14 protein-coding genes are annotated in these 20,754 nt (G+C 37.2%); 1 reads left to right on the top strand and 13 read right to left on the bottom strand.

Going from position 1 to position 20,754, the window contains the following annotated elements; genetic code table 11:
• Positions 1-113: 113 nt before the first annotated feature.
• The 6 genes from BGO84_RS06605 to BGO84_RS06580 all read right to left on the bottom strand — a co-directional run bounded on the left by BGO84_RS06605 (position 114) and on the right by BGO84_RS06580 (position 6,430).
• Complete coding sequence (locus BGO84_RS06605) at positions 114-1,694, bottom strand: alpha-L-fucosidase (RefSeq protein ID WP_291028606.1); 1,581 nt, start codon at positions 1,692-1,694, stop codon at positions 114-116.
• A gap of 118 nt (positions 1,695-1,812) precedes the next feature.
• Positions 1,813-2,199 carry an L-rhamnose mutarotase gene (locus BGO84_RS06600; RefSeq protein ID WP_291028553.1) on the bottom strand — a complete coding sequence of 129 codons (387 nt, stop codon included), beginning with the start codon at positions 2,197-2,199 and terminating at the stop codon, positions 1,813-1,815.
• 48 nt (positions 2,200-2,247) lie between these two features.
• Positions 2,248-3,513 (bottom strand): L-fucose:H+ symporter permease, encoded by a 1,266-nt coding sequence (gene fucP, locus BGO84_RS06595; protein WP_291028552.1) that lies wholly within the window; start codon positions 3,511-3,513, stop codon positions 2,248-2,250.
• A gap of 17 nt (positions 3,514-3,530) precedes the next feature.
• Positions 3,531-4,454, bottom strand: coding sequence for an amidohydrolase family protein (locus BGO84_RS06590; RefSeq protein ID WP_291028551.1), 924 nt, complete (start codon positions 4,452-4,454; stop codon positions 3,531-3,533).
• A 14-nt stretch (positions 4,455-4,468) separates the two neighbouring features.
• The gene (locus BGO84_RS06585) at positions 4,469-5,485 is read right to left on the bottom strand and encodes a zinc-binding alcohol dehydrogenase family protein (protein ID WP_291028550.1); all 1,017 of its coding nucleotides are present in this window, start codon (positions 5,483-5,485) and stop codon (positions 4,469-4,471) included.
• 12 nt (positions 5,486-5,497) lie between these two features.
• Positions 5,498-6,430, bottom strand: a complete 933-nt coding sequence (locus BGO84_RS06580) for an aldo/keto reductase (RefSeq protein WP_291028549.1) — start codon at positions 6,428-6,430, stop codon at positions 5,498-5,500.
• A 141-nt stretch (positions 6,431-6,571) separates the two neighbouring features.
• On the opposite strand from BGO84_RS06580, the gene BGO84_RS06575 reads away from it, so the two are divergent.
• Complete coding sequence (locus BGO84_RS06575; protein WP_291028548.1) at positions 6,572-7,597, top strand: LacI family DNA-binding transcriptional regulator; 1,026 nt, start codon at positions 6,572-6,574, stop codon at positions 7,595-7,597.
• Between the two features lie 20 nt (positions 7,598-7,617).
• On the opposite strand, the gene BGO84_RS06570 is transcribed toward BGO84_RS06575, so the two are convergent.
• The 7 genes from BGO84_RS06570 to BGO84_RS06540 all read right to left on the bottom strand — a co-directional run bounded on the left by BGO84_RS06570 (position 7,618) and on the right by BGO84_RS06540 (position 20,553).
• Positions 7,618-9,108 (bottom strand): altronate dehydratase family protein, encoded by a 1,491-nt coding sequence (locus BGO84_RS06570; protein WP_291028547.1) that lies wholly within the window; start codon positions 9,106-9,108, stop codon positions 7,618-7,620.
• On the bottom strand, positions 9,105-10,541 hold the full coding sequence (locus BGO84_RS06565; RefSeq protein ID WP_291028546.1) for a tagaturonate reductase: 1,437 nt from the start codon (positions 10,539-10,541) through the stop codon (positions 9,105-9,107). Before BGO84_RS06565 ends, BGO84_RS06570 begins: the two co-directional genes overlap by 4 nt.
• 311 nt (positions 10,542-10,852) lie before the next feature.
• Complete coding sequence (locus tag BGO84_RS06560; RefSeq protein ID WP_291028545.1) at positions 10,853-12,448, bottom strand: glycoside hydrolase 43 family protein; 1,596 nt, start codon at positions 12,446-12,448, stop codon at positions 10,853-10,855.
• Between the two features lie 44 nt (positions 12,449-12,492).
• The gene (locus tag BGO84_RS06555; protein ID WP_291028544.1) at positions 12,493-13,260 is read right to left on the bottom strand and encodes a PHB depolymerase family esterase; all 768 of its coding nucleotides are present in this window, start codon (positions 13,258-13,260) and stop codon (positions 12,493-12,495) included.
• A gap of 54 nt (positions 13,261-13,314) precedes the next feature.
• A complete protein-coding gene (locus BGO84_RS06550; protein ID WP_291028543.1) occupies positions 13,315-15,741 on the bottom strand; it encodes a glycoside hydrolase family 95 protein in 2,427 nt (808 codons plus the stop codon).
• A gap of 56 nt (positions 15,742-15,797) precedes the next feature.
• Positions 15,798-17,546 (bottom strand): glycoside hydrolase family 43 protein, encoded by a 1,749-nt coding sequence (locus BGO84_RS06545; protein ID WP_291028542.1) that lies wholly within the window; start codon positions 17,544-17,546, stop codon positions 15,798-15,800.
• Positions 17,547-17,589: 43 nt separating this feature from the next.
• Complete coding sequence (locus BGO84_RS06540) at positions 17,590-20,553, bottom strand: glycosyl hydrolase 115 family protein (RefSeq protein WP_291028541.1); 2,964 nt, start codon at positions 20,551-20,553, stop codon at positions 17,590-17,592.
• Between the last annotated feature and the right edge of the window lie 201 nt (positions 20,554-20,754).

The following is a 20,754-nucleotide window of genomic DNA, read 5'->3' as shown; positions in this document are numbered from 1 at the left end:
TATATACCTATTTTGTTTTAGAAGAATATCTGTAAATATTTTTATTTTATATATCTTCTGTTAGTTTACGAATAACTTTATAGTCAACTTTCTTAGAACGGAAAATACCTTTCTTAAATAATTTTCAATAAGATAGATATGGCTTTTTTATCTGAATTTTCAGGCAATTCAACAACCAAGCCTTCTTTTGTTCTGGAATATTTTATTTTCGCATCATTACCCACCATTTCTATATTATGAATCGTTTTAGGGTACAAACTATTCCCATCAGACAGAGACTTTATTACAACTTTGCCATTCTCAGGCCATGCCAGTACATGCGCATACAGAACATCTCCTTTAGTCACAAAACGGATATCTTCTGATGTGTAAGGTTGGTGTTTGCCTTCATTAAATCCCTGAGCTTGTATAGGGTTAGGTGCCTCGGCCACTGGCCCTTCTCCAAATACCTTCCACGGGCGAGTCCCATATACGCCGTCACTATTTACAGCCATCCAGGCTGCAATATCTTCCAGTATTTTCAACTCTTTATCATCTATTGTGCCATCTCCTCTCTGGGGAATACTTAACAATAAGTTCCCGTTTTTACTTATAATATCAATTAGCATATGTATCACCGTCTTGGCCGATTTATAATGATCGTTTTCATAAATAGATCGATCATAATGCCAAACTCCGAGGCAGGTACATGTTTGCCATGGTTTTTCTTGAATCTTATCCGGAATACCTTTCTCCACATCCCAAACCAAAGCGTTTTTTTGTTCATCGGTCAATATTTTAGCAAATGCAACGGCTTCATTTTTCCCATTATTATATTTTAAGCTTTTGTTATAGAAGTGCGATAAAATCTTCAGTCCAACATCACTTATTGGCCATAGTGGCAAGCTTGTGTCGTCATAGTAAATCAGATCGGGGTTGTACTTGTTTATAACATCAATATTTCTGTCAAGGAAGTTCTGGCAATATTCATCTGAAGGAACTGATGCTCCATTCCCCCACGCCCATTGACTGTGGATTTTCCAGTTATCTTCACTTTCTTTACTCAATGCATGGTTTTGTACATATAACTTCTGAGGATCGTAACCTTCCCACCATTTTCCTTTTCCATCTTTTTTTGTTAATTTCCCATCATACGGTATACCGACTTTGGTACCTTCTTTATCGGCTCTTTGCGCCGTTTCATACCATGTCCACGCATGAGCAGAATGGATACTGATTCCAAAGTACAGATTATGCTTTCTGGCTGCTTTTTCCCATGCACCGACAATATCTTTGCGTGGGCCTAAGTTGACTGAGTTCCATTTCTGGTATTTACTGTCCCAGAGATCAAAGTTATCATGATGGTTTCCGAGTGTAAAGAAATAACGCGCTCCTGCCCGATAATATAAATCCATCAGTTGGTCAGGATTCCATTTATCGGCTTTCCATAAATTGATTACATCTTTGAATCCAAATTCTGAAGGATGTCCATAGTTTTCAACATGCCATTTATATTTATGAGTTCCTTCCATATACATATCTCTGGCATACCAATCACCCTGTTCCGGTTGGCATTGAGGTCCCCAATGTGCCCAAATTCCAAATTTTGCATCACGAAACCAATCCGGAGCCTGCTTATATTGAGAAAGTGACTGCCAAGTGGGGCCATATCTCCCTTCCAACAACGTTTCATGCTTTGTCGACGAACAAGACATCAGTAAGATACCAAGCCAAATGTAAGCTAATCTTTGAATATTTTTTTTCATTCGGTATTATATATTTAGTTATTACTTTCTATTATTTTTTGTATTTTTCAACGTAGTAACGGGGAAACTAAGGCAGCTGAAAAATCCGCTCCATTCTTTGCCATTTTTCAGATGATGACGCTTTCGAATCCGCATCTTGAAACATAGCCATATATTCCTCCCACTTGATTTGTATCGGCATTTCTGATAATTTCTCAAAAGATTTTTCCCAATCGAAGTCTAAGGCAGTTTCCACAACCATAACCAGATGTTGATTGTATATAAATATTTCCATCTCAAGAACTCCTATTTCACGGATACCTGCTCCAACTTCGTCCCAATAGAATCCCTTTTGATGACGCTGCTTATACATTTCTATCAGATTGGCATCATTTTTTAGATCTAAAGTCTGATAATAACGTTTAGTAGGAAAATCATATCTTTTTGAAGTATAACCAAATTCCTTTTTTTCCATCTTGCTTAATTTAAATCATCTAGTATTAAAAAACTATTATTTATCTCTTCAATTTATAATCTTATACCCCTTCCAGCCATAATAGGCACATACAATAAAGCATACAAGAGGAATTACATAAGCTATGTGGTACAAGCGTTCATTCAAGTCCATTAAATGTCCTGTTAATGGAGGTAGCACAACATTGCCGACAATAGCCATAACAAGGAAAGCCGAACCACTCTTTGTTTTACTCCCTAATCCCTCCAGAGCAAGAGAAAATTGAGTAGGGTACATGATCGACATAAAGAATGATACCCCAAGCATCGCATATATACCTGTCATACCTCCAAACATCATAATTACAGCACATAACATAATATTAACAAGAGCATATATAACCAACATACTCTGAGGCTTGAATTTTACCATCAACATTGTTCCGATCCAGCGTCCCAACAAAAATGCCAGCATATAGAAACCGAAATATGTAGTAGCTGTACTTTCCGAAAGTCCTACATATTTGCAACAATAAATCAGGAACATAGCATTCAGGGCAGTCTGTCCACCATTGTAAAAGAATTGGGCTATAACACCCCAGCGCAAGTGAGAACGCTTCAGCACATCAAAATCAATCAGCTTTTCGCCTTTAATATCTCCCTCATCATGGTCACCCTCTTTAATTTTTGGTAAATGAGAAAATATAAAGATAATCGCAATCACAATTAAGATACCTGCGAGAATTAAGTATGGTAGCTTCATCGCATCTGTTTCGAGTTGTACAAAACCTTCCCATCCACCAGGATAATCGGTAGGGATAGTTTCTCTACTATAGTCATTGCCGCTCAATACCAGTTTACTAAGGAACATTGCTGCAATGAATGCTCCCAACCCATTAAATGACTGGGCAAGATTGAGCCTGTGAGGAGCTGTTTCGGCACTTCCTAAAACAGTTACGTAAGGATTAGCTGCTGTTTCGAGAAAACACATACCTGTTGCAATAATAAAGAAGATAGCCAGATAAGCCCAGTATTGTTGTATAGATGCTGCAGGAAAAAACAATAATCCTCCTGTAGCAGCAATCAACAGTCCAACAATAATTCCGGCTTTGTAAGTAAAGCGTTTCATAAACATTGCTATTGGTATAGGGAATATAAAATAAGCCATCCAATAAGAAGCCTCCGTCAGGGATGCTTCGAAAGCAGAAAGCTCAAAGGTTTTCATCAGCTGCCTTATCATTGTAGGCAATAGGTTACTGCTTATAGCCCATATAAAAAACAAGCTGAATATAAGAGCTAGAGTTATGGTATATTTGTTTTTGTTATTTGTTTTCATGGTATATAAGTTATTATCTATTCTGACATATTTTTAATATAAGGAAGGTCAATCAAGTTCTTAAATCGGTAAAACTTTTCTGCATTAAATCCAAGAAACCGGGCTTTATTTTCCTCTTCTATTTCTTTAGACTTTAAAATAAAATCATATGACATTCGGTATGTAATAGCTGTAATAGTACGGGGATAATCAGATCCCCACATTAATTTATCCATCCCCACCAGATCTGCAGCTTTCTTTATGGCTTTTACCGCTCCTTTAAATGGGTAAAATTCATCATTAAACAGCCATGTGATTCCCCCTGATTCGATCATTACATTTTTATTTTGTGCTAATTTTATTTGTTCCTGCCACTTAGGTCGGGTTACCATAGCAAAATGTCCGATCGCGATTCTCAGATTGGGGCATTCTGAAATAATTTCTTTCATTTCTCCAACTTGCGTATCTCCATCGGCGAGGTCTATGGATAACAGTATGTCATTCGTCTCCATCAACTTGAATATTTCCATTAAAGGTTTGGAAGTAAGATACAATCTTTCTTCGGACGAAATAAAACGCTGTGCTGGTATTTTTAAAGCTTTAAAACCGCTATCAATTAGTTCTTTTGCATGTGTTAAATAATTCGGCTGTCTTACATCAAACATGCCACAACAAAGAAAACGGTTCGGGTATTTTTTCTGTACTTCCCATAAATAAGTATTTTGTAGCCCATCTATATATTCCTGAGTAATAACAGCTGCGGACACTTGTGCATAATCCATATTAGAAAGAAATACCTCTGCTGTGTTTCTTCCATCAGTGATAAAGGGAGGAAGCATCTGACGCACTTCTCCCATAAATATGGACTTCCCATTATCGAGTGTTTTTATTTTCTGTCCGTTTATTTCCGTATCTTGCTTAAGCCAAAGGTGGGCATGTGCATCGATTATCTTGTATTCCATACATGTATAATTTTTTAGAACTCAATGAGTACTCTGAACACTTTACCCGGATCTTCTGCCCAATATTCCAGAGCCTGCTGTGCTTGTTCGGGTCGATATATACCACTAATCAGTTCATCGACAGGGCAGATTCCACGTTTCATATATTCCATTACAGCCCGGAAATCTTCAGGCATAGCATTCCGTGACCCTCTGATGTCTATTTCCTTTTGAACAAAATATTTAGTTTCGAAGGCTATTTCTGTTTTAGCATAACCTATGCAAACTACTCGTCCGGTAAATGCAACCTCGTTTATTGCTGTCTGATAAGTAATAGGAACACCTACGGCTTCAATCACAACATCGGGACCGGTATTATTTGTTATTTCCTGTAAGCGATTATGTACATCTTCTGTTTTGGAATTGATAGTGTAAACTGCCCCCAATTGTTTTGCCAGACTCAATTTATTATCATCCATATCCATTGCGACGACTCTGGCTCCACGTATTGCTGCGCGGACAATAGCGCCAATACCAATCATTCCACAGCCTATAACCAATACAATATCCAGATCGGTTACCTGTGCACGCGAAACGGCATGGAAACCAACGCTCATCGGTTCTACCAAGGCAAAATTTTTATAGGTGATATCTTTATCAACGATCACTTTTTGCCAAGGTACAGCAATATATTCGCACATAGCGCCGTCACGCTGAACACCCAATGTCTGGTTAAACTGGCAAGCATTAGGCCGTCCGTTACGGCAAGAGGAACAACATCCACAATTGGTATAAGGGTTTACTGTGCACGCCATACCCCGTTGTATATTCTCCGGTACGCCTTCTGCTATGGCTTCTACAATAGCTCCTATTTCATGACCGGGTATTACCGGTAGTTTGACCATTGGGTTTTTACCCAAAAATGTATTCAGATCGGAACCGCAGAATCCTACATATTTTATCTTGACTAGTACTTCCCCTTGTTTAAGAATTGGTTTTTCCCGTTCAACAATAGCGAGTTTATTCTCTTCTAATATCGTAATAGCTTTCATCTTACATTACATTTAACTGTTTAACCAAGTATCTCTGAAACGAGGTGCTAATATCGTTTGCACTTCATGTAGCAATTCTTCATCTAGGGCTTGTTTTACCCATGCTATATTCTGTATAACAGCCTCCGGACGGGTCGTGCTGAACAATGTAGTTGCAATTCGTGGATTACTAACTGAATATTTTATAGCCAATTGTTCAATTGATATGCCTTTCGATTTACAATGATTAACAGCCTTTCTGCACAAATCCTGCAATGGCTTTGGCGCAGGATGCCAATTGGGAGCCCCCCGCTCGGTTAACAATCCCATCGAAAACGGAGAAGCGTTAATTACTCCGATCTTTTTTGTTTCGAAGTAGTCTATGTAATCGGTCAATGCATCGTCGTTGAGGCAATAATGGCAGAATGACAATACACTTTCTACCGTTCCTTCCGGAACCTTATCAATTATATATTTAAAATGTCGTAGGGTAAGATTGGTTATACCCACATGTTTTACTATGCCTTTCTCTCTTAATTCGACAAGAGCCGGAAGCGTTTCATTACATACCATATCCAGGTCGGCAAATTCAATATCATGTACATTGATTAAGTCTATATAATCGATATTCAAACGTTCCATACTTTCATAGACACTTTCGGTAGCCTTCTGTGCTGAATAATCCCAGTGGTTTACCCCATCCTTTCCATAACGGCCTACTTTAGTCGATAGATAGTATTTATTACGGTCAATGCATTTTAATGCTTTACCCAGCACTGTTTCAGCTTTCAGATACCCGTAATAAGGGGAAACATCAATAAAATTAATGCCGCTTTCTATTGCTGTATGTACAGCTCTTATACCTTCTTCTTCTTTTATCGAATGAAAAACACCTCCCAATGATGAGGCACCGAAGCTAAGATTGGAGACTTTCATTCCGGTCTTTCCTATTTCTCTGTATTCCACTATATTATTTTAAATAATTGTTATTGTTCAAAAATATAACATCATGCATTTTCTTCAACCTTAGTAAGTATAAAATCGAACGCAAACCTTTGCGCTTAATTTGCATTTATGTATCTTTATTCTTTAATTATTATATACACTATGCAAAAGATAAGACCTATTTCTTTAAAAGATTTGGCTAAGGAATTGGGAGTATCAATCTCTACAGTATCTCGAGCTCTAAAAAATAGTCCCGAAGTGGGTAAGGAAATTACAGATAAGGTGAAAGCTTTAGCCCGAAAACGAAATTATCGTCCTAATCCCTTTGCTATGAGTTTGCTAAAAAACTCACCGAGAATAATTGGCATAATAGTTCCCGATATAGTCACCCATTATTATTCGTCTATTATTAGTGGGATCAATGATATTGCACGAAAAAACGGTTATTCGACAATTATTACATCTTCATATGAGCAATACGAACAGGAAAAGCAATGTCTCGAAGATTTGATTAACATCAGGGTCGAGGGCATAATTGCGTGTCTTTCACAGGAAACAACAGATTACTCTCATTTTCATGTTTTACTTGAGCAAAATGTGCCTTTAGTATTTTTTGACCGGATTTGTCTCAAAGAAAAATTCTCTTCTGTTATAACTGACAATGTCGAATCTGCACAAAGGGCTACAAACCATTTTTTTGAAACGGGTTCAAAGAGAGTCGCTTTTATAGGAGGAGCAAACCACCTTGAAATAGTTAAACAACGAAAACATGGATATCTTCAGGCTTTACGAGAAAATAAGATACCAATAGAAAAAGAACTCGTATTTTGTAAAAAAATAAGTTATGAAACAGGTTATGAAGGGACTCGCATATTATTGGCATTAACTAATCCTCCTGATGCAATTCTAGGTATGACAGACAGCTTGACTTTTGGAGCAATGAAAGCTATTAGGGAATGGGGACTAAGAGTACCTGAGGACATTGCTCTAATCGGGTATACAGACGAGATGCATTCCAACTACGTAGATCCTCCTTTAACGGCTATGACTCATCAAACGTATAAAATGGGAGGAACAGCATGCAAATTGCTCCTTAGACAAATTAAAGGAAGTAATAAAGTTCAACAGATTATTATTCCTTGCATTTTGTCAATCAGGCAATCTTCTGTAAAAAACATATCAGGTTAAAACATCTATCTTGAAATTAGCTAAAGAGTAACTCCTGTCTTAAATATTGCAATTTCTCTGTAATCTTTTTTTTCATTATTTACAAGCTCTCCATTGGACACCTTTATTACATATTCGATAAAACGTTTACTTAGATCTTTCATCGTTTCGCCTTCGAGCAATGTTCCGGTATCGAAATCTATCCAATTCCGTTTATGTTTATACAAATTACTATTAGTAGATATTTTCATAGTTGGGACAAATGTGCCAAAAGGTGTTCCCCTGCCTGTTGTAAACAATATTATATGACAACCTGATGCTGCCAGAGCTGTACTTGCAACAAGATCGTTACCGGGTGCACTTAATAGGTTTAATCCACTCTTTCTAAGGAGGTCTCCATACATCAAAACATCTTTTACTATTGACGTACCTGATTTCTGTGTACACCCGAGCGATTTTTCTTCTAAGGTGGATATACCTCCAGCCTTATTTCCAGGTGAAGGGTTTTCGTATACCGATTGCTTATTCTGTATAAAGTATTCTTTGAAATCGTTTATCAGATGAACTGTCTTCTCAAAAACCTCTTTATTCTGGCTACGTCCCATTAGTATCGTTTCAGCACCGAACATTTCAGGAACTTCAGTCAGGACTGTTGTCCCTCCTTGTGCAACAAGAAAGTCTGAAAATACACCTAATAATGGATTCGCTGTTATTCCAGAAAATCCGTCAGATCCACCACACTTCAATCCTATTTTCAATTCACTTAAAGGAACATCAACTCGACGGTCTTTTGAAGCCAAATTGTAAAGTTCGCGCAGAATTTTCAGACCTTCTTCATGCTCATCATTTACTTTCTGAGTAACAAGAAATTTGACACGATCCGCATCGTATTCGCCAAGCATCTCGCGAAAAGCATCAGGCTGATTATTTTCGCACCCTAACCCTACTACAAGAACAGCTCCGGCATTAGGATGTAAAACCATATTGCGAAGTATCTTACGTGTATTCTCATGATCGTCGCCAAGCTGAGAGCAACCGTAGTTATGCGGATAGGCTACAATTGCATCTATTCCTTTGCATCCGGTTTCAGTTTTCAAATCATTGACCAGTTCTTTTATGATCCCGTTTACACATCCTACAGTAGGAATAACCCATATCTCATTGCGGATACCAACGGTTCCATTCTTACGACGATAACCTTTAATTGTAAGGATCTCATTTACAGATTCAGCACAAACATCCTGAGGTTCATAATAATACTCTAAAACACCATCAAGATTAGTTCTTATATTCTTCTCATTGACAAGTGCACCTTGTTTGATATCTTTAAATGCATGACCAATAGGAAAACCATACTTGACAATATTATCTCCAATTGTAAAATTCTGTAAGGCTATCTTATGTCCTGTAGGGACATCTTCGAGTACTGTAAACGATATATTATCTATCGATAGCTTTTGACCTGCTGATATTGTATCTATAGCAACAACAACATTGTCGGCAGGATTAATCTTTATAAATTTACTCATCAAAGGATCTCCTTTACTACTTCTTTTATTCCTTTCTGCTGTATAGCATCAAGGTAACTTGTTACTTGATCGGTAAGTCCCGATACATTATTAAGATTCTCGCCCCATATAAACTGTGCACCAAGAACCCCCTCGGCAACCTGACGTGTTGAGCCTGTTGCCCAAAGTCTTTGAAGCATATCTACAATTTTCAGGTCATCTTGAATAACAATAATATCGTCCCCACGCTTCCCCCCTTTATAGTAAGTGATGATTGCAGCTAGCCCTAATAGGATACCATTTGGTAAGGAACCTTTACGGCTAAAATATGTTTTCAACCCTGGAAGATCTCGAGTTTTAAATTTAGAAAAAGAGTTAAGCATAATGCTCGTTAGTTGATGTTTTATATAAGGATTACGAAAACGGTCGAGCACATCGTTAGAGAACCGAATCAGTTCCTCTTTTGGCAAATTAAGAGTAGGAAGTAATTCTTCAAACATTACTTTTTGAACATAAGCACATATAATTTCATCCTCTACACATTGGCGAACAGTATCTAATCCAAATAAATATCCGACCGGAGAAAGTACAGTATGAGGACCATTTAGTAATGTTACTTTACGCTCATGATATGGTTCTTCACTAGGAACAAACAAAACATTCAATCCTGCGTTATCGGCAGGGAACTCTTTTGCGACACTTTGTGGTGCTTCTATCACCCACAGGTGAAATATTTCACCCTCATCTAGCAGACAATCATTATAACCAATTTGTTCTTTTATCTGAACTGCTGTTTCACGAGGATAGCCCGGAACAATCCGATCGACAAGTGTACTATATATATAGCAACATTGTTTTACCCATTCGTTGAATTCCTCTCCTAGATTCCAATGTTTGATATATTTATCGATACACCGTCTTAATACTTTTCCGTTTTCAAATATCAATTCGCAAGGGAAAATAATAAGGCCCTTATCTTTTGCCCCATCATATTTTTTGAAACGGTGATACAGTAATTGTACGAGTTTTCCTGGATAGCTATTTGCAGGTTTATCTTCAAATTTATTATCGGGGTCAAATGATATGCCTGCTTCTGTAGTATTAGATATTACAAAGCGTATATCTGGATTGACAGCTAACTTAAGATATTCCTCGAATTGGATATATGGATTTATCCCACGACTGATAACATCTATCAGTTGTGTGTTATGTATAGCTTCGCCATTGCATAAACCTTTCAGTATAAGATGATATAAGCCATCCTGAGCATTAAGGGTATCCACCATTCCATTAGGAATCGGCTGTACTACTACGACATTGCTATCGAAATCAGTTTTTTCATTCATATTCCATATAATCCAATCCACAAAAGCGCGAAGAAAATTACCTTCGCCAAATTGAATAATACGTTCCGGACGAACCCGATTAAAAGATGTTTGCCTATTTAAGTCTCGCATAAATTTTATTGAATTAACAAACCTATTATACAAATATATTTTCAAAAACCTAAACTCATCAATAGACAATTCAAAAAAGATACGCAAAGGTTTGCGCTTTAATAAAAGCAGATGTATTATCTGTTTTATAATTAGGTATTCATTTATAAAATCAGTAAAGTAAGACTCGTCGTTTCATCAGCAAGGATCAACAATAAATTTCCATTCTCGGTTGATATTCTGTTTCAATCTGGGAGGATTTTTCGCTTCGGATGATAATATAGAAACTGAACAAAATGCAATAAATAAAAGAATTTTAATCTGTTTCATATTCAATATGCCTTATTATCACTTTTCTTATATTCAAAGAAATCCACATCAATATATCCTCCATTGGCCTTGGTTGCATAATTGAAGATAGCAAATTTAGTACCCATAAAAAGTTTCTTATAATCGAATATCATTTTAAAATCATCTCCTATTTTCTTCCATTCCTTATTGTCTAAACTGTAATAAAACGAAGCGATATCTTTATTTAGGTTAAAATCAGCATCAATACGCAGGTAAATAATATCTGAATCAAATTTCATACGTTCTTTTTCTTCTATATCTACACCAAGGATAGACTTGCTTCGATCTTCCAAGTTTACAACATTTGTAGACATTGCCAAATATTTCGTATTCCCATCTTTTATAATGGATAAAATACCCGAATGTCCATTAAATGCACTAAATCCAGCAACATCTCCATCTTTCATATTTGCTATATAGATAGATACAACTCCGCTACATTGAGGTCCTTCCATTCTTTGTGTAATCGTATTAGGAGCAGCATATAGATTGTCTACAACTCTATTAGTTTTTAATCTTAAATATCCCGGACGCTCTATTAAAGACCAAGCTTCATCAATCGGATTATGATTCCATTGCCAATTAATCTTCAATTGCGAGCTTTTAAAATCGTCACTCTCAACTATACGTTTGCCTGTGTCATGCTTTGCCAGTGGAATTTCCCCTATTATAGGGACTTTTCCTGATTCATCACCTAGCATAGGCCATCCATCAACCCAACGACATGGCATTAAAAGAGGAACACGACCAACAGCTCCCCGATCTTGAAAAATGAGACCATACCAATTTCCATTTTTATCATCAATCAAACAGCCTTGTCCTGCATAAGGAAAACCTGCAAAGTTGTCCTCCAATATGACTTTCTTTTCATAAGGCCCGGTAATTTCATCAGCACGATAACAGACTTGCCGGCGAGGTTTTCCCCTAGGCCAAGAGATCATCAGCAGATAATATTTTCCGTTATATTTAATCACTTGACTGCCTTCCAGTAGTCCTGTTTCTTCTTCATCACGTTCAAAAACATGCATACTTACACCATCTTCTTTTACGCCCGAAAGATCACTCTTAAGTTCTTTTAATGAACCGGTACCCGAAAATACGTATACCCGTCCATCGTCATCGAAAAAAAGAGATGCATCATGAAAGTGCTGAGTACGTGAAACCAGTTCCCATTTTGTCGAAGGATCGTTTGTAGAATATATATAAGCTTTATATGGCTCATCATTAGGAGAGAACAAAACGTAATACTTCCCATTATGGTAACGGATCGATGAAGCCCATTGCCCTCGTCCGTAAACAGTACCTTCTTTCAGATCGTACTTTGGAGTATCTGTCAGTTTATCAAAAACATAACTCACAATTTCCCAGTGAACCAAATCTTTTGATTTCATGACAGGAGCACCCGGCATCAAATGCATGGTGGTGCTTATCAAATAAAAATCGTCTCTGACTCTGGTAGCTGACATATCTGGTACATCGGCCCACATTACTGGATTCGTAAATTTGGTAACTTTATCGGCTGTTTTACAGCCTCCAATAGTAAATACAATAAATATGAAGAAAATTATCTTTTTCATTGATACTAATCATAAAATTAAAAAATGATGATGAAAATTCTCTATTATCTTTTTACAGAGGCTAAAGAATATCTTTTCACAAAATTCCATATCTCTTCACTCGAATTGACACAATTAGCGTCCGTAGAATGCCAATGTCCTTTTCCCTTCAATGTTAATAGTACGACTTCTACTCCTTCATTTCCGGCGCCCCAGTAACTCTTTGTAGCGCATGAATTTTCTTTTTCTGACGGATAAGGACTGGTAATTTGCTCTTCCGAAGAACAGTTATTCCTTGCCGCCCAAGCCCTTACAGACACTAGACTACCATCATAAGGTACAACATCATCATCTGTTCCATGCACATGAATAATTGGTATCGGACGAGAACTCGCTGTATTAGGACCTCTCATCAAATATCCTCCAACGGGCGCAAAAGCAGCAATCTTATCTGCAATTTTAGTAGCTGCATAATATGTCATCATCCCTCCCATCGAAAAACCCGACAGATAAATTCGACTTCGATCAATTTTATAACGACTATACATCTGATCAATTATAGCGTCTATGAATTCAATATCCTTTGTTCCGGATATATCCCACCTTTTATTGATCCCTACAGGATAGACTACTATAAACTTTGCTGTATCTGCAATTGATTCATATTTAGCTTGGCTTTGCTGATAATTCGCATCTTGACCGGCTCCATGCATTGAAATTAACAAAGGTCGATTTTCAGGGATTTTGTGCGGAGCATAAACTATCAGTTTTCTATTTATTTTCCCAACTCGAATACTATCGATCTGCCCTCTTAAATCTGAATGAGTTATCATACAGAAAAAGAATAATAAAATTAAGCTATAACTCTTTCTCATTTTAAAATCATTTTACAAGGAACGTTTTTGGAAAAAAGTATATTTCTTTCCTGCTTGGGTAGGAACATCATATTCAAATGTTTCTTTTAGTGAAATTCCTTTTAATGAAGCCTCTTGAGATATAATAGGCTTTGCTATATCTGCCGGAGCAAAAAAAAGATTAGAGTTATTACCTTCCGCTATTTTCAATTCTTTTCCAGATAATCGAGTATGCGAACGAATACGCAAATTACCACCAAGTTTCGACAGTATTGAAATTTCTGCAACCTCACCGTTCTTCCATTTCATAGATATTTCAAAGCCTCCGCGCGCCATTATGCCTGATACTGATCCGTCTTTCCATATATCCGGAAGAGCTGGTAACAGGTGAATAGCTCCATCATGACTTTGAATGAGCATTTCTGCAATACCTGCTGTTAACCCAAAATTCCCATCAATCTGGAAAGGAGGATGGGCAGTAAACATATTAGGGTATGTCCGTCCATCTTCATTCCCTTTACCTGCTAATGTAAGCATATTGCTCACTATTTTATACGCATGATTACCATCAAGCAGACGTGCCCAAAGATTTACTTTCCAACCGATAGACCATCCTGTAGCCATATCTCCTCTGTATATTAAAGAGTTTTGGGTAGCCTCGAATAGCTCGGGATTAGTATATGGTGATATCTGGTTACCGGGATACAGGCCATACAAATGCGAAACATGACGATGCTCATTTTTCGGATCGTCTTTATCTTCGAGCCATTCCTGCAACTGAGAGTATTTTCCTATATGCATAGGCGGTAATTTGCTTACCATAGATAATAGTTGATTTCGATATGCCTCATTTTCACCTAAAATATTATTTGCCTGCGCTGTTCTGGTCAATACATCAAAGACTAGTTGATTATCCATCGTACAGCCAGCAGACATTGGCCCTTGTTCAGGCGAGACTGAAGGACTAACAACCATCCAACCATATTGGGGATGTTCTACCAACGAAGAAAGAAAGTAGTCTGCAGAACCTTTCATGGCAGGATAAACCTCTGCTAAATATTTCTTATCACCCGTAAAAAGGTAGTGTTCCCAAAGATGTTGAATCAACCATGCTCCCCCTGTAGGCCACATGCCGGCCGCTGCAAAATCGATAGGACTCGTTACACGCCATATATCAGTATTATGGTGTGCAACCCATCCATTTGCACCATACATCACTTTTGCCGTTTGGCGACCACTCTCCGACAGATCTTTTATCATCTCAATCATTGGTAAGTGAGTTTCACTAAGATTAGTTACTTCTGCCGGCCAGTAATTCATTTCAGCGTTAATATTAATGGTATACTTACTATCCCAAGCCGGATGCATACTATTACACCAGATACCTTGCAGGTTGGCTGGCTGTCCTCCGGGCTGAGACGAACATATCAGCAAATAACGACCAAACTGTGCCAATAATGTAACTAGTGACGGATCTTGATTTTTCTGAAAATCTATAATCCTCTGAGTAGTCGGCAATTTTTCGGCTTCGGGCACACTACCTAAGTCGAGTTTGAATCGGTTGAATTGTTTACTATAAATATCAGAATGCTTTTTCAGTACGGATATATAATCCGTTTTGAGAGCTTTAGCCAAAGCATCTGAAGCCTTCTTAGCGGGGTCGCCCTCGACAGATCTGTAGTCAACAAAATTTGTTCCCATCGAGATATAGATAGTCGCTACCGTAGCATTAGATATCAAGATTTTACTATCTGTAACTTCGACCTTCCCATCCTGATTTTTTATCAGCGTATGTATATGATAACGAATTTTTCCTTCTATACCTTCATGATCTGATCCTTTACCTTCCAGTATCAATATGTTATCTTTTTTAGAGATAGAATGCTTGGAACGATTAGTATATTCAGTCTCAAAATTAAGAGCTCCTTTCTTCTCCGCTGTAATCCGCATAACGATCACATCATCGGCAAATGATGAAAAGACTTCACGAGTGTACTTTATTCCGTTTACGGTATAACGTGTAGTTGCTAAAGCTCTGTCTAAATCGAGTTCCCGATAATAATCCTGATAGTTTTGGTGACCAGGAAAATTGAGGATAACGCTACCTGCTGTTTGAAAAGGCATTCCATGAGTTTTAGTGAAAAATGTTTGGTTGATCAGTTGATCAGCCTCTCTGGTTCTTCCCTCAAATATCAATTCCCGTACTTTAGGTAATGCTCCTAAAGCCTCCGGATTGTCATTTCTATATGGTCCCCCACCCCAAATTGTTTCCTCATTCAACTGCAACTCTTCCTTTTCCGGAATACCATACACCATTGCTCCAAGCCTTGAGTTTCCTATAGGCAAAGCCTCCTCCCATATTTTGGCAGGCGTGTCATACCACAATCTAGTATCTTGCGCCCAAGTATTGACAGTATATAAAATTAAGACAGTTACGATATAAAACCTCACCTTTTCCATATTTTCACTTTATTTAGAATCGTAATAAGTTTTCGTTCTTCATTAAAAAGGATGACTTATAGTCTGATATCATTTGCTGCCGTTGCATATAATCCGATCAAAGCACCCGTAAATCCACCGGCAACATTAGTAGAAAGAATATCACCGGATACCGTTCCTCCTAAATTCTTAAAGTTGTTGTTATCAGTAGAAAAATTGAATCTGTATTCGTCCGCTTTGGCAGATACCTGTAAACGAATTGGATTTTTTACATCTATTTTTTCACTGGCTATGATTATTGATTGTCCTTTTTGCGTTCTTTCCAAAACTAAATAATAGTCATTCCCTTTTTTGGTAACGCCATATACATAATTGAATGATTCGCTCTGATAACATGTGATTCCTGCCAGATCATTTTCTGACTTTGGCAAATAGTCTAATGCAACTGTGACTGTAAAATTTTTATGTTGTTGCCTGTAAAACAAACTCGATATTGGTTTTACTTCTTTAATGTTTACTGAGAAAGGATTTATTTGTAGTCCTTTCTTGGTTAATTTAACAAAGTCTTCACGCCAGCTTCTTACGCCAATCCATCTATAGTCTAATTTATCTGATGAGAAATTATCTGCGAATGTAAAATTTCCATTCGGCAAAAAGCCGTTATCTCCGGTTCGGTTTTGAGCTCCTTTCGGCATTTTTAATTTAGGTTCCATAGGTATAAGTCCATTTTCAAAAACCGGGAATATACCAGTCCAATCGACAGGTAATATAAATGTCTCACGTCCCGTATTTACACGACTCTTCTCATTTGGACGAACAGCAAGGAAAACTCCATAATATTTTCCATCCGGACCTTCTATTAGGTCTGCATGACCTGCCCAATCCACTTTATCCTTTCTGTTTGGAGAAAAATACCTCTGGGTTAAAATAGGATTGCTTGGTGCAGGCGTATAAGGCCCTTTAGGTGAGTCACTCACAAAGATTACTTCACTATGCCAGCCTCCTGTTCCCCCTTCTGCACACATCAGATAATATTTACCATTTTTTTTATAAATATGAGGGGCTTCGATCCATATCGGTTTTTTATTTATATCTACTCCTCCATTGACTACAATCTGATCGCTCCCCGGAATTATCTGATCATTTTCCAAGTCATACTCCCATACTTTGATCACGCGATGTCCACTATACAGTTCGTCTCCTTTATTCGGAGCGTCATTATGTACAACATAAGCCTTTCCATTATCATCAAAGAAAATAGATGGATCTATACCATCAAATTTAAGTTTGATTGGATCACTCCATCCTTTAAGAGGATCCTTCGTCTTTACTACTATGTTACCAAATCCACCTGCAAACTGGGTTGTAATCATGTAAAAGGTGTCATTATATTTGTTATACCTGATAGCAGGAGCATATATTCCCATACTTATGCCCGCTGTTTCTACCTTCAATTGCGAAGGTCGATCGAGCACATGCCCTATCTGCGTCCAGTTAACTAAGTCTTTGGAATGAAAAATTGGTACTCCCGGAACCATAGAGAAAGACGAGCAAACTAAATAATAATCATCACCTTTACTAGTAATACTAGGATCAGGATAACACCCTTGAAGAATAGGATTATAAAATTCGTCCAGTTTTAATGGATTTTCATTATAAACCTCATCATTCCCTTGATATACGAAGTTTGTAAATATAGGAACACCTGTAGATAGAGCTTTTCCATTTTCTAGAACAGAACATACTCCTGATATGGATACGAGTATGAGAAAAGCTATTAATATTATTAACCTATACTTTTTTAATAAATTCGATTTTAAGTTCATCTTCTTCACTTTATATTTATTTAAATGTTTTTGTCATATTATTTTAAAACGACTTTGGTATAGCACCAAAGTAGCTAGGGTACTGGTTATCGGGATTTACGATAATCTTTTCAAGAACGACCTCCGGATCCACCATAAACACTTTCAACGTATGGATGCCTGGTTCATCAACATCAAACTCGACATCCAACCAGCGGATATTATCAAAAATTTCATTTCTGAAATGTTTGTTATGAGATATTAATGCTAAATCACGGTTCACTGGAGGCAATGGTTTCAATACAGTAGATTTTGCCAAGTTTTCTTTATTGTATTCTCCAAATGTATCGACAAGCCCTTTACGAGCATCAAGAATCAGAGGAGTCTGATCATCTAAAGCAGCAGCAATTCTCAGTCCCCTTTGTGGATAAACATCTTGTGTGGGTAAGATACCAAGGCAAACTGTTGTTTTCCTCGATTTTGGAAGATATATTTTATATTCCAACACAGGTGCTTTCTCTGGAGTTACACTTGGTGCTGTTACCGGATAAATTCCCATACACGCTTCTCCTCTTCCCAAATCTGGTAATGTTATCCATTCTGCATCACGTCCTGATATATTAGCATTATATTTATTGGCAGGAATAGTAAATTCGCCAATGAACCCACCAAAATAATTCTCTTTAGTATCCGGCATTGAAGATTTTATTGCACTCACCTCGACAGGTATAGTTATCTTACCTTGTTTTACATTTATAATACCGTCTGCTTTTCCATTAGGTAATAAATTCCAATCAATTTCAACTTGTAAACGAAAGTCTTTATTGACTTTACCTTTATTATTGCTTAATTTAATCCAAGGTTTATCCGCTTTGGCCGTAAAATCGAAAGTCCCGACTCCTTTGTTAAATATATCGATATAATAAGATTTGTCATTTAAGAAATCAAACACAGGCAACTTTACTTTCCCTATTGCTTTCGACCATGCTTCTTCTGATCCTTCTACTGCAACTCCCATTGTCGGATTTCCCAGTGCTTTTACTTCTATGAGATCGGGTAGTTTATTTTCTTTAGGCATGAACCATTTCTCATAGCCAATATGTTTGTCCAGCATCATATCCTTCCATTTACCATTGGCTATCTTTTCATTATAATAATCACTAAGTTCTTCGTCGATTTTAAATAACTCCCGTGCTCTTGCTGCATAATCATTTGCGCTAGTGCGTCCTTGTCTGGAATAGAGATTGTTTTTACCGGCTGCTAAATATATTTCAGCGACTCCAGCGGATGCTTTAGTCGGGTATAGTACAAGCTGATAATAGGCGTCTTGCGCTTCCTTAGGTATTTTTTGTTGTATTGCTTCCGCTTTGGCTACAATATCGTGCCATAGCTTCAGTACTCTGTCTGCTTCATGATAATTTACATGACTAAAGATAGTCGTTGCCTGAACTTCGGGTTTTCGCCAAAGGTTATATTTTGCATATTTGGAAACAATATCTGCAATATCTTCTGCATATTCTTTTCCAAAAATATTTTCAGCCCAGTTGACTGTATAATCTTGCACTTTATCTGCCGGTATAGCATCAGGATTCCATGCATAACGCATTATAAAGTCAATTGGAAGTTCTTTAGGTTTAAGATCCCCTACATTTACTACCCAAAGTGCATCGAGACCGCTTTTATATGCAAGGTTAAATTGCTCTCTCAACTTGGGTATAGTGGTGGTATTTATCCAACGATCATTCCATGGTCCACCATTCATGTCAATATGATAATAAAGACCGCATCCTCCGGCTTTACCTCTCTCGTGAGGAGGTGCAATACGACGAATATATCCCCAATTATTGTCACAGAACATGAGCAGTACATCATCGGGAACAGAGAAACCTGCATCATAGTAGCGTTGTACTTCAGTAAATATAGCCCATGTTTGTGGAATCTCGGAAGGGTGCTTTCCATAAACATTAGTAAGTATTTCTCTCTGACCGTCAATAACACGGTGTAATATCTTCATATTTTCTTCGTCCCCTCCTTCACTCATAGCGACATCTCCATCACCACGCATTCCGATTGTTACCAGATTGTCATATTCTTTATTCCTCTCAATTCCCTCAAGAAAGAACTTATCTAATTTCTCTTTATTTGTAGAATAATCCCAAGGACCAACTTCATCTTTTCGCGATGTATATTCTTTGTGTGAACGCATCATTGGTTCATGGTGCGAAGTCCCCATTACAATACCGTATTCATCAGCCAAAACAGGATTCATCGGGTCGTCTTCATTAAATGACTTTCCCCACATTGCCGGCCATAGATAATTTGCTTTGAGACGGAGCAATAATTCAAACATATGAACATACATTTTGGAATTGATACCTCCAAAATTACTTCGTGCCCAACCTCCGAATGAAGGTTCTTCGTCGTTAATAAATATACCTCGGTATTTTACTTTTGGAGAGGGTTGTACATATCTTCCAGCTTTAACATAAAGTTTAGAGTTCTTTCTTATCGGTGCATCTGTCCACCAATACCAAGGAGATACTCCTATTTTTTCTGATATATCATAAATGCCAAAGATGGTACCTCTTTTATCACTTCCTGCTACAACAAGATTGCCATCGACTGTTGCTATCAAAAATGATTCCCACTTACCGCATATACCAGATACGTCTATTTTTTTTTCTGCAATTAGTTGGTCAATAATCCGACTTTTACCTATGGTTCCTATCAGAATAGATCCTTTTTCAGAGCTGGTTCGTGAAATAACCAGTGATGAAGTTCCTGAAACCTTGTATATATCGTTACTCAGATTATTTGTGGCAATTATTACTCCTTTCCAATCATCAGGATCAACATATATTTTAGCAGATTTACCATTTGCTACAATTTCGAAGCTATTTTCAGACCTTTCATTCTGTATATATTGCGGTAGAGAATATGCTTCATCTATATCTATAATTTGAGCATTAATCGTTTCGAAAACAAAAAATACAGTAAAAAGAAAAAGTATGCTTACCCTGTTTGACATATTTCTTATATTTTATTTAGATTGCAACCTTTTTTATTATTTTATCAAGTATAATAATAAAGCCTCCGCTATTCAAAAATTTATTAATTAACGCTTTATCTATTTATCTCAAAAACATATATTGTTCTTGTTCGATTTGTTTTAAAGATTATTTAAGAGGCTTCCTACCTAAGAGAGGAAGCCTCTTCTTTAATTTATCAA

The organism is Dysgonomonas sp. 37-18, from assembly GCF_001899125.1.
Lineage (GTDB): Bacteria > Bacteroidota > Bacteroidia > Bacteroidales > Dysgonomonadaceae > Dysgonomonas.
This window is presented reverse-complemented; position numbering and strand designations above follow the sequence as displayed.